The organism is Pseudomonas sp. NBRC 111138, from assembly GCF_001320835.1.
GTDB lineage: Bacteria > Pseudomonadota > Gammaproteobacteria > Pseudomonadales > Pseudomonadaceae > Aquipseudomonas > Aquipseudomonas paracarnis.
Map to the genome: position 1 here is coordinate 1 of NZ_BCBO01000081.1, position 10,838 is coordinate 10,838.

9 protein-coding genes, 4 tRNA genes and 2 pseudogenes are annotated in these 10,838 nt (G+C 58.8%); 4 read left to right on the top strand and 11 right to left on the bottom strand.

All coding sequences use genetic code 11. From position 1 onward, the window contains the following. From APH41_RS15680 to APH41_RS15690, 3 genes are all read right to left on the bottom strand, one after another. The coding region (locus APH41_RS15680) for a sodium/glutamate symporter (protein ID WP_218187865.1) at positions 1-361 on the bottom strand (361 nt) is incomplete at its 3' end. Positions 362-525: 164 nt separating this feature from the next. Continuing rightward, on the bottom strand, positions 526-813 hold the full coding sequence (locus APH41_RS15685) for a hypothetical protein (protein ID WP_054920042.1): 288 nt from the start codon (positions 811-813) through the stop codon (positions 526-528). A gap of 22 nt (positions 814-835) precedes the next feature. Continuing rightward, complete coding sequence (locus APH41_RS15690) at positions 836-1,939, bottom strand: polyamine ABC transporter substrate-binding protein (protein ID WP_054920044.1); 1,104 nt, start codon at positions 1,937-1,939, stop codon at positions 836-838. A gap of 137 nt (positions 1,940-2,076) precedes the next feature. Between APH41_RS15690 and APH41_RS15695 the strand changes: the two genes are divergently transcribed. Continuing rightward, positions 2,077-2,868, top strand: coding sequence for a LuxR C-terminal-related transcriptional regulator (locus APH41_RS15695; protein ID WP_054898854.1), 792 nt, complete (start codon positions 2,077-2,079; stop codon positions 2,866-2,868). Positions 2,869-2,941: 73 nt separating this feature from the next. Here APH41_RS15695 and APH41_RS15700 read toward each other — a convergent pair. The 4 genes from APH41_RS15700 to APH41_RS15715 all read right to left on the bottom strand — a co-directional run bounded on the left by APH41_RS15700 (position 2,942) and on the right by APH41_RS15715 (position 3,356). Next, positions 2,942-3,017, bottom strand: a tRNA-Gly gene (locus tag APH41_RS15700). Between the two features lie 3 nt (positions 3,018-3,020). Further along, positions 3,021-3,096: transfer RNA gene (locus APH41_RS15705), tRNA-Glu, on the bottom strand. A 105-nt stretch (positions 3,097-3,201) separates the two neighbouring features. Further along, positions 3,202-3,277: transfer RNA gene (locus APH41_RS15710), tRNA-Gly, on the bottom strand. A gap of 3 nt (positions 3,278-3,280) precedes the next feature. Then, a tRNA-Glu gene (locus APH41_RS15715) sits at positions 3,281-3,356 on the bottom strand. Between the two features lie 359 nt (positions 3,357-3,715). Here APH41_RS15715 and APH41_RS15720 point away from each other — a divergent pair. Together APH41_RS15720 and APH41_RS15725 are read left to right on the top strand one after the other, a co-directional pair. Beyond that, positions 3,716-4,486, top strand: a complete 771-nt coding sequence (locus tag APH41_RS15720; protein WP_034127216.1) for a hypothetical protein — start codon at positions 3,716-3,718, stop codon at positions 4,484-4,486. 292 nt (positions 4,487-4,778) lie between these two features. Then, a complete protein-coding gene (locus tag APH41_RS15725) occupies positions 4,779-5,591 on the top strand; it encodes an alpha/beta fold hydrolase (protein WP_054920046.1) in 813 nt (270 codons plus the stop codon). Between the two features lie 36 nt (positions 5,592-5,627). Here APH41_RS15725 and APH41_RS29690 read toward each other — a convergent pair whose 3' ends face one another. The 4 genes and pseudogenes from APH41_RS29690 to APH41_RS15740 all read right to left on the bottom strand — a co-directional run bounded on the left by APH41_RS29690 (position 5,628) and on the right by APH41_RS15740 (position 10,083). Then, positions 5,628-6,509 carry a methyl-accepting chemotaxis protein gene (locus tag APH41_RS29690; protein WP_370721009.1) on the bottom strand — a complete coding sequence of 294 codons (882 nt, stop codon included), beginning with the start codon at positions 6,507-6,509 and terminating at the stop codon, positions 5,628-5,630. Then, positions 6,486-7,628 (bottom strand): annotated as a pseudogene (locus APH41_RS29695) (HAMP domain-containing protein); the annotation flags it as partial. The pseudogene APH41_RS29695 and the gene APH41_RS29690, both read right to left, overlap by 24 nt. Before the next feature lie 80 nt (positions 7,629-7,708). Next, the gene (locus APH41_RS15735; protein ID WP_054920050.1) at positions 7,709-9,121 is read right to left on the bottom strand and encodes a PLP-dependent aminotransferase family protein; all 1,413 of its coding nucleotides are present in this window, start codon (positions 9,119-9,121) and stop codon (positions 7,709-7,711) included. A gap of 200 nt (positions 9,122-9,321) precedes the next feature. After that, a complete protein-coding gene (locus APH41_RS15740; RefSeq protein ID WP_054920053.1) occupies positions 9,322-10,083 on the bottom strand; it encodes an SDR family oxidoreductase in 762 nt (253 codons plus the stop codon). 228 nt (positions 10,084-10,311) lie between these two features. Here APH41_RS15740 and APH41_RS15745 point away from each other — a divergent pair. Next, a pseudogene (locus APH41_RS15745) lies at positions 10,312-10,838 on the top strand (NADP-dependent oxidoreductase); the annotation flags it as partial.

Here is a 10,838-nt window from a genome sequence, read left to right on the forward strand (position 1 = left end):
GGCCGAGCGCCGAGGCCAGCGCGATACCCATGGCGTTTTGCACCACCAGCAAGCCCGTTACCACCAGCAGAAACACCGCCAGGATCCGCCCGCCTTTCTTCAGGCTGGCAAAATCGGCGTTCAAACCGATAGTGGCAAAGAACGCCAGCATCAACGGGGTTTGCAATGAAGGATCGAAGCGTACTTCGATATCGGCAAACGCGCGCAACGCCAGGAGCAGCATGGCGACCAACAGGCCACCGGCTACTGGTTCCGGAATGTTGTAGGTACGTAAGAAGCCGATGCGAGCCACAAGCCAGCGCCCCAGCAATAGCACCAGTGAAGCGGCAACGAGGGTTGAATAGAAATCGAGTTGAAGCATCCGGTCAGTTCTCTGAAGTGGACAAGGAGAATGGGTGGCCAGAGTAGAGAGCACAGGGCGAAAAGGTATCGCCCCCACAAAAAACACAGACTTTCCCTACAAGCCTCACAATAATAACCTACAACCGCCTGCACCTCGCCCCTCCAGAGATACGCAGAGTAGACTTACCGACGACGCCTTCGCAGCAGAGGCCAGTTGGAGGCTATCTCCCCCGGCTCAGCGTCACGCCCTGCGATTCGCAGCAGGTCTGGAAACTCAAGCAACAGGGCACGATTGCCCCGGCCAATGTGCTCCATCACGGCCAGGGTAATGTTTTCACGCACCATGCCCGTCGAAACGTAATACATGGCCCAGGCTTGCTCTGGCGTACAGAGGCCGATCTGTTCTTCAATCTCTTTGTAGGCCTTGTAGTCGTCCGACTCTAAATAACGCTGATCACGACCCTGGCGCATGCTGTCTCCCTCCCCGACCCCGTCACGTACCGCTTTTGACCTTGGTCCAGACCCGTGTGCGAATGCGCTCCGCCTTCAGCGGCAAGGGCTCAAGCGGAACCAGTGTGGCCATGGTCTTTTTATCGGGATAAATCCAAGGGTTATCCCGCAACTTTTGCTCGACGAACTCAGTGGCATCTTTGTTGGCGTTGGGATAGAGCATGTAGTTGGACGTCTTGGCTATCACCTGCGGCTGCAGCATGTAGTTGATGAACGCCAGAGCGGCCTTTGGGTGGCGAGCATCCTTGAGCAACACCCAGTTTTCAGACCAGACCAAGGCGCCTTCGCGCGGCAGGCTGTAGGCAATCTTGCGGCCGCTGTTGGACTTTTCATTAATCGCCTGAGCGGCCAGCGCACCATTGGCCCAGCCGACGACTGCACAGATATTGCCGTCCGCCAGGTCGGCGTCGATTCTGGACGAGTCGAAATAGAGCACATAGGGACGGATTTTCAACAACAGCGCCTGGGCCTTCTGGTAATCCTCTGGATCGGTACTGTTACTGGGCAACCCCAGGTAGTGCAAGGCGATCGAAATGATTTCGCTGGGGGAGTCGAGCATGGCTACGCCACAAGACTTGAGCTTGCTGATGTTTTCTTCTTTGAAGATCAGGTCCCAACTGTCCACCGGGGCGTCATCGCCCAGCGCCGCCTTGACTTTATCCACGTCGTAGCCAATGCCAGTGGTACCCCAGACATAGGGCACGGCGTAGCGATTGCCTGGGTCATTGACCGCCAGCAGGGAGAGGATGTCAGGGTCGATGTGCGAAAGGTTACTCAACTGCGCGCGATCCAGCGGCTGCAGCACCCCAGCCTTGATCAAGCCGGGTAATACATTGGAGGTGGCCACGACCAGGTCATAGCCGGTGCGCCCAGCCATGACCTTGCTCTGCATGATTTCGGCGCTGTCGAAAGCATCCATATGCAGCTTGATGCCGGTCTCCTGCTGGAATTGCCTGGGCGTCTGCGGTTCAAGAAACCCGAACCAGTTATACAGATACACCGAAGATTCAGCGGCGGCTGCGGGCGTGCTGGTTGCAGCCCCCAGGAGCGAAGCTAAAAAAATAGCTCGCAAGTGTGCTCGACTCATATGACTATCCCTGTCCACACGACACGCCTTCATGGCTATCGTAAGCTCGGGGTGAATATACCGAGCATCAACGAATAGTAAATACCTACAAGTACTTAGCTCTGGCCTGCAAAGCCCTAACCCTAAAGGGGTAGAACATGTCGCTTGACCTTCATAGCCTGGCTTGGCACCGATCGGTTGGAAAACTGATCATGCAGCTCAATCGCCCGGAGTTCTGGAGTTCTTTGATTCGCGTATTGAATGAATATGTGCAGATAGACAATTGGGTGGTGCTGGTTTTTGGCGACCACGCGGTGCGCGTGATCAGCCTGCCCGAAGTAGCAGACAGCGAAGAAATCGACGCCTTTATTCACCGCTATGTGAAAGGCCTGTATCTGCTGGACCCGTTCTATATCGCTGATCGAGAAAACCCACAGAGCGGGTTCTTCCATCTGCTCGATATTGCGCCGGAACACTTCCGGGAAACCGAGTACTACCAACAATATTTCGCGCAATACATCTCGGTCGATGAGGCGCAATACAATGTACGGCTCGATGCCGGCACAACGCTGTGCATGTCGTTTGGCAGCAACCTGCGATTCACCCAGGCGCAGATAACAGTATTGGACCTGATCAAGCCGTGGGTGACGGCATTGATGCATCAACGCATGTTTTTTGAAACTGACCCGACGAAAAACCTCGCCGAGCCGGCCCCATGGGCCGAGGCACTTACTCAGTTGGAAACACAAGTAACGGCACGTGAAAAGGACGTGCTCAAGTTACTCCTCAGTGGGTTCTCCAACAAAGAGATCGCCGGCAAGCTGTCGCTGTCGACAGAAACCATCAAGGTCCACCGTCGCAACATCTACAGCAAGCTGAATATCAAATCTCAGTCCGAACTGTTTGCGCGTTTTTTCATGCCACGGCAAGAGATCCCTTCGACGCTTTGAACGGGGTGGTGGCGAAGTAAATTGCGCACAAACAAAAACGCCGATCATCACTGATCGGCGTTTTCGTTAAATATGGAGCGGGAAACGAGACTCGAACTCGCGACCCCGACCTTGGCAAGGTCGTGCTCTACCAACTGAGCTATTCCCGCAAATGGCGTCCCCTAGGGGACTCGAACCCCTGTTACCGCCGTGAAAGGGCGGTGTCCTAGGCCACTAGACGAAGGGGACACGCTACTGAAACACATGGTGTGTGTTCCAGTGCCCAGAGGCCTTGTCCGAAGACTTGGTCCTGGTTTCACTCAATGCCGCCCGAAGGCCACACTGCTTGTAAATTGGAGCGGGAAACGAGACTCGAACTCGCGACCCCGACCTTGGCAAGGTCGTGCTCTACCAACTGAGCTATTCCCGCATATGGCGTCCCCTAGGGGACTCGAACCCCTGTTACCGCCGTGAAAGGGCGGTGTCCTAGGCCACTAGACGAAGGGGACACACCTACAACATTCACTCCCTACCGCGTTTCGCTGTGTGCTTTACGCTGTAAGTGGCGCGCATTCTATGGATGGATTGAAAGGTCGTCAACCCCCAAGGATAAATTTATTTAAATCAATGACTTCGCCATGGTTTCACGGCCTTCGCGGGCATTGGCACCGTCCGAGCCTTGGCGCCTATATTCTGGCGTTCGACAAGACGCTATAGTTCACCCTGACAAATGATGGCAATGTGCATCCATTCAGGAAGCGCCTACCTATATAGAAGAAATCACCTGGGCAACTGGTCGATCGGTCCTATCCGCCGGATGACCCAGTCACTACACTCCACAGCACACCCTATTAAAGAGGTCACACCGGTGACACCACTCATGATCACCCTGCTGGTAATAGCCGGGATCGTAATACTGATCGCCATTGGCTACATGAACCACGTGGTGGAAAACAACAAGCTGGAAAAGAAGCGTACCGAGATCGAGCTTAACGATCGGCTGCGTCGCTGCGGTGAAATCACCGAGACCTTCCCCGGCCAACTGATGACCCCAGCGCTCAAGCTGTTGCTGGCTCGCCTGGAACTGAACGTCAACCAGCGCCTGTTGAACCTCAACAAGTCCAGCACACCGCTCAAGGCCCGCATCAACGAACTGAATGCGCTGATCGCCCAAGGCGAATCGATTCCGGTGCCCAACCCACCGGCCCCGATCCAGACCGAAGCCAAGGCCAAGGACGTGCGCTTCCTGCTCGAAGCCCTGCACGGCCAAGTCACCCGCGCCGCCCAGGATGGCTTCCTGCCGACCAACGAGGCCAAGCACTGGATCAAGGAAATCCGTCATATCCTGGTGCTGCTGCATATCGAGTTTTTCAACAACCTCGGCCAGCACGCCCTGCTGCAAGGCCAACCCGGCCAGGCACGCCTGGCGTTCGAGCGCGGCGTGCAGTACCTGCGCAAACAACCGGAGCCGGTGCTCTACAGCGCCCAGTTGCAACTGCTGGAGTCCCAACTGGCGCGCGCCAACTCCACAGTGCTGACCAACAGCAAGCCGGCCGAGGACGAAGTCAACGAGCTGACCGAGGGCTTGAAAGTCGTCGATGCCGACGCCGAGTGGAAGAAGAAAGCGATCTACGATTGATGGCAACGCGAACGCAATGCTCATAGCAACGAAGATCAAAGGTGGTGGCTTGCCTGCGAAGACGTCGGCCCAGCAAACATTGATGTTGACTGACACACCGCTTTCGCGAGCAAGCCCGCTCCCACAGTGGGATTGTGGGGTGTCAGGTAGGTGAGCATCGGCTGGCAGGCCTTCATCGCAGGCAAGCCAGCTCCCACAGTGAAATCATCACATGCCATCAATGTGCACCTATCCCCCCGCTCCCGACTAGCGTAAAAAAGTGCCCCTCACTCCGTGAAATTAGAGGCCTGTTATGCCTGTCGCCGTGATTGATGGACAACCGCTGCACTATATCGACCAGGGCGCCGGCCCTGTCGTGCTACTGGGTTCGAGTTACCTGTGGGCCAGCGACATGTGGGCGCCGCAGATTGAAGCGCTGTCGCAGCAATACCGCGTGATCGTCCCCGAGTTGTGGGGCCACGGTGAGTCCGGGCCGTTGCCAGCACCCACTCATTCCCTGGATGACCTCGCCCGCCAGGCCCTGGCGTTGCTGGATCATCTTAGTATCGAGCAAGCCAACCTGGTGGGCCTCTCGGTCGGCGGCATGTGGGGCGCACGCCTGGCATTGCAGGCTCCCGAGCGCATCAACAGCGTAGTGCTGATGGACACCTACCTCGGGGCCGAACCCGAAGCAACACGCCAGTATTATTTCTCGCTGTTCAAGATGATTGAAGACGCCGGGGCGATCCCCGAACCGTTGCTGGATGTGATCGCACCGATCTTCTTCCGCCCGGGCATCGACCGCGAATCCGCGCTGTACCGGGATTTTCGCCAGTCACTGCAAGACTTCCCCAGAGAACGTTTGTTGGACAGTATCGTGCCGCTGGGCCGCCTGATCTTCAGCCGCGAAGACATCTTGGCGCACTTACCTGCATTGGACTCCGACACCACCTTGGTGATGTGCGGCGAACAGGACAAACCCCGGCCACCTGCAGAATCCAAGGAAATGGCCGACCAGATTGGTTGCGACCTGATCCTGATCCCCGAGGCTGGGCATATCTCAAGCCGCGAGAACCCCGACTTCGTCAACGAGGCGCTGCTGTCCTTCCTCGCCAACCACGCCTGATCGCCCCGCCCTCAGATCGTAGCGCCTACGCTGCGATCAAAGGCGGAAATGCCCCACCATCCCCTTGAGTTGCGCGCCCAACTGCGCCAACTGGATGCTCGAGGCGGCATTGCCTTGCATGCTCAACGCCGAATGATCGGCACTCGCCCGAATACTGGTGACGCTGCGGTTGATCTCTTCAGCCACCGAGCTTTGCTCCTCGGCGGCAGCGGCGATCTGTTGGTTCATCTGCTGGATCAATGAAACAGCCGCCGCAATGCTGCCCAAGGCCCCTTCGGTTTCCAGCGCATCACTGACCGCCAGCTTCACCAGCTCGCCACTCTGCTGGATCTGCTGCACCGAGGACTGCGCCGCACTGCGCAGCGTGCTGACCAGCCGTTCGATTTCCTCGGTCGATTGCTGGGTGCGCTTGGCCAGTGCCCGCACTTCATCGGCCACCACAGCAAAGCCACGCCCCTGCTCACCGGCACGCGCCGCCTCAATCGCAGCGTTCAAAGCCAGCAAGTTGGTCTGTTCGGCCACGCTCTGGATCACGCTCAAGACGGTACCTATATTCTGGATTTGCGCGCTGAGGCTTTCGATACTGGCGCTGGCACTGTTGCTGGATGTGGCCAGCAACTCGATACGCTGCAGGCTCATGCGCACCACCTGCTGGCCGCTATCGACCTTGGCATCCGCGGTCTGTGCGGCTTGGGCAGCCTGCTCGGCATTGCGTGCCACATCGTGCACCGTGGCGGTCATCTGGTTCATCGCCGTGGCGACTTGCTCGGTTTCGTCCTTCTGGTTGCTGACTTCGGCAGTGGTTTGCTCGGTGACGCTGGACAATGAATGCGCGGAGCTGGCGAGCTGTTCGATCCCCGCCTGCAACCCGCTGACCATCTGGCTCAAGCTGTTGCCCATCTGCTGCATCGCCTGCATCAACTGGCCGATTTCATCACGCCGGCTGATCTCCATGCGCCCACTCAGGTCACCCGAGGCGATCTGCTGAGCCACGGCGATCACCGCCCGCAACGGCGCAACAATCAAGCGGGTGATCACCCATGCAGCGATCAAGCCCACCAGCAGCGCCAGGGCAGATGAACCGATGATCAGCAGCGTGCTGTGCTGCAACTGCGTTTGCATGGACTGGTCTTCGGCGGCGTACGCCTGGTTGACCCGATTCACCACTTGCTCGGCGCGGTCATGCAACTGGGTGTAGACCACTTTTTCCTGGGCCAACAGCCCGGTGTATTCGCCGAGCTTGTCACTGAACGACGCGATATGCCCGGAGACTTCATTGAGCACGGTCTGGTAGCCGGGGTCCTTGACCGTGGTTTTGAGTTTCTCGACTTCAGCCAGGGCCTGGTCGGCTTGCTCGATCTTGCCCTGCCCGGCGTCGTCTGCGTCCGCCCTGCGGCTCTGATCCAGGCGCACCCGCGCCTCGTTCATGGCCTGCAACATCAGACGCGACACCTGGCTGACCTGCCCCGCCTGCTCGATAAACTCCGCGCCCTCCTTGCCTTGGCTTTCCTTGAGGCCATAGGCACCGTCGTCCGCCAGCCCGGCTTGCAGCACATCCAGGTTATTGGCCACGCTGGACACCGACCAACTGGCCATTTCCAGGGCGAGGTCCTTGGTCTGAGTCAACTCGACGAACTCATCGAATGCCTGGCGATAGGCGACCAAGGCTTGCTCAACGTCACCCATCACTCGCTCGTTGCTGGCAGACCGAGCCTTGAGACGCGTGGCCTGGGCCAGCAGCGCATCGACACTGGCATGCAGGGCATCAACGGCCTTGGGGTCGGCGTGCAACGCATAGTCCTGCTCGATCACGCGCACCTTGAGCAGGTCGCTGTTGAGCGTCGACATCGACGTGAGGCCTTCGAAGCGCTGGCCGATGGTCTGCAGGGACCACACACCGATGGCCGCTACCAAGGCCGTCAGCAGCAGTACCAGGGTAAACCCCAAGCCGAGTTTTTTTGCCATACCGAGGTTGGCGAAACGTCGTTGCACGCCCGAAATCATTGCACTTGATCCTCTTGCAATGGCAAATGCCATAAGCCAGGTTTACAAGCAGCGAGATTCGCAACCCCGAGGCACTGAGCACAAGCCGCTGGCGCCGGAATAATGGCAAAAAGCTACATGCGCGTCGTTTTCAGAATGGTCGAGGTCGATCTTGCCGCGCCCATGGCTCGGAACAGCGTCAATGCGCGTTGATCAGCCGCGTAGGCCACATTGATGCGTAACCATTCGCTGCGCTCACCCGTGGGGCTGAACAATGCGCCGGGCGACAGCAACACACCCAGCCGCTGGGCGCAGGCTTGCAACCGCAAGGGGTCGGCCATGCCTGGTCGTGCCCACAGGAACATCCCGCCCGCGGGTGCGGCAAATACCTGCCACTCTTCATCCTCCAGTACCTGCAACGTGGCGGCCATCTGCGCATTCAAGCGCTTGCGCAGGCGCTGCACCCACTTACGGTAAGTGCCGTTACTCAGCAACGTCGCCACCATGGCTTCGGCAAACCGTGAAGTGCCGATGCCTGTCAGGGTCTTGAGCTGGGCCAATTGCGTAATGATCGCAGCACTGGCACACAGGTAACCCACGCGCAGGGCGCTGCTCAGGGTCTTGGAAAAGCTCGACACATAGATCACCCGGTCATCATGGGCCAGCGCTGACAAGCGCGTGCAACTGGCATGCTGCAGGTCGCCGTACACATCCTCTTCGATAATCAGGAAGTCGAGTTCGCGGGCCAGCTCCAACAACCGCTCCGCCACCGGACGGCACAGGCTGGTGCCGGTGGGGTTGTGATACAGGCTGTTGATGAACAGGCACTTGGGCCGATGGGTTTGCAGCAGCGCTTCCAATGCCGGGATATCCGGGCCGCCATGGGCACGTGGCACTTGCAGCAGCGTGACCCCCCGAAAGGCCAGTTGGCGGTAGAGATTGCCATACCCGGGTGTTTCGACCACCACCTCATCACCGGGTTTGAGCAACGTGCGTATCAGCAGGTCCTGGGCATGACTGGCGCCATGGGTGGTCAGGATACAGTCCAGGCTGGCGGGCACGTGAATCTGCGTCAGGCGCTTGAGCAGTTGTTCGCGCAACGCCGGCAGCCCCAAGGGTGTGCTGTAGTTGAACAGGCCACCAGTGTCGGTGCGGCTCAGTTCACGGATCGCGTAGCTGATGTCATCGCTTTCGCGCCAAGTGTCGGGTAACCAACCGCAGCCCAACTTCAGCTCGCCCAGCGGGCTATCGGTAAATGCACCCCAGCCTTGTTCCGCACCTTCATACCAATGGTTTTCGTGGGCCGTGGCGGGATGCGCCACCACGAACCCCGAACCCTGCCTGGGAGCCAGCAGCCCCTGGGCCACCAAGCGCTCGAATGCCTCGATCACGCTGGACTGGCTCAGCAGGTTATCGAGGGCCAATTGGCGAATGGACGGCAAGCGTGTGCCAGGGCTCACCCCCTCCTTGCGAATCCATTCTGCCACCGCGCCGACGATCTGCTGAACAACCGGTACCAGGGCTTGTCGATCGATCCCTAAATCCATGAGCCACTCACTTAAACTGTCTGTTAACCCAAAACAGTTAAGCACAGAAGCCTAGTAAAACTGGGCGCCAACTTTTATTAAAGTATTGATTTTATTGGGTTATTTACCTAGTGAAACATATTCGTGCAGAGCCCACTGCCCGCCATGGAAACGCCCCACAGCACCTGGCTCTGTTTTCGAATGCCACGCGACGTGCCGTCCTAGATCGCCGTCGCGCCACCGTCCACCGCCAGGGCCTGACCGGTGGTAAACGCTGCGCCATCACTGCACAGGTACAACACGGCGCTGGCGATTTCCTCAACCTTGCCAATGCGTCCCACCGGGTGCATGGCTGCGGCAAACTCAGCCTTGCGTGGGTCGGCCTCATAGGCGCGACGAAACATGTCGGTATCAATCACGGCCGGGCAGACGGCATTCACGCGAATTTTCTTCTTCGCGTACTCGATGGCCGCCGATTTGGTCAGGCCAATCACCGCATGCTTGGACGCCGCATAGATGCTCATCTTCGGTGCCGCCCCCAGCCCCGCCACCGATGCGGTGTTAACGATGGCCCCACCGCCCTGGGCCAACAGCAACGGCAACTGATACTTCATGCACAGCCACACGCCTTTGACGTTAACCCCCATGATCGCATCGAATTCATCAAGACTGCCGTCAGCCAGTTTGCCCTTTTCGATTTCGATGCCGGCGTTGTTGAAGGCGTAGTCCAGGCGCCCATAGGTGGCGACGGTCTGTGCCATCAATTGCTGCACGTCCGTGTCGAGCGTGACGTTGCAGCGCAAAAATATCCCTTCGCCACCGGCCTGGTGGATCAGTGCCACAGTGCCCTCGCCTCCTGCCACATCAAGGTCCGCGACCACCACCTTCAAGCCTTCGGCGGCGAATGCCAGCGCGGTGGCGCGGCCAATACCAGCAGCGGCGCCGGTCACCAAGGCGACCTGGCCAGAAAACGTCATGCTCATGGGAACTGTCCTGTGGGGTTAGTAACGGTGGAGCGAGTCTAGCCAACGCCCGCAGCCGTGCGTCAGCACTATCAGAAGGCCGGTTGGCGCTGCATGAATCGCAGTGATAAAGCCGCCCGGCTGATTATCAGCGAAGCCTATTGCCGGGCATTCGCCTGCTTTGCACACCCTTGCCCTTCTGCCACTGAGGGTCTATCACTCATGTTCCATTTCTAAAGAGTCCTTGCCATGACCGCCCAGACCAATCGCCAATTTCTGCTCGCCAAACGCCCGGTCGGTGCCGCCACGCGAGAGACCTTCACTTACCAGGAAGTGCCAGTGGGCGAACCCCAGGACGGCCAAGTGCTGGTGCGCAATGAATACCTGTCCCTCGACCCGGCCATGCGTGGCTGGATGAATGAAGGCAAGTCCTACATCCCACCAGTAGGCATCGGCGAAGTGATGCGCGCCTTGGGCGTAGGCAAGGTGATTGCCTCGAAGCATCCGAACTTCGCGGTGGGGGACTACGTGAACGGTGCACTGGGCGTGCAGGATTACTTCCTCGGCGAGCCCCGTGGTTTCTATAAAGTGGACCCCAAGCTGGCACCCCTGCCCCGCTACCTGTCCGCCCTGGGCATGACCGGCATGACGGCGTACTTTGCCCTGCTGGAAACCGGCGCACCGAAAACCGGTGACACCGTGGTGATCTCCGGTGCTGCCGGTGCCGTGGGTAGCATCGCCGGGCAGATCGCCAAGCTCAAAGGCTGTCGCGTGGT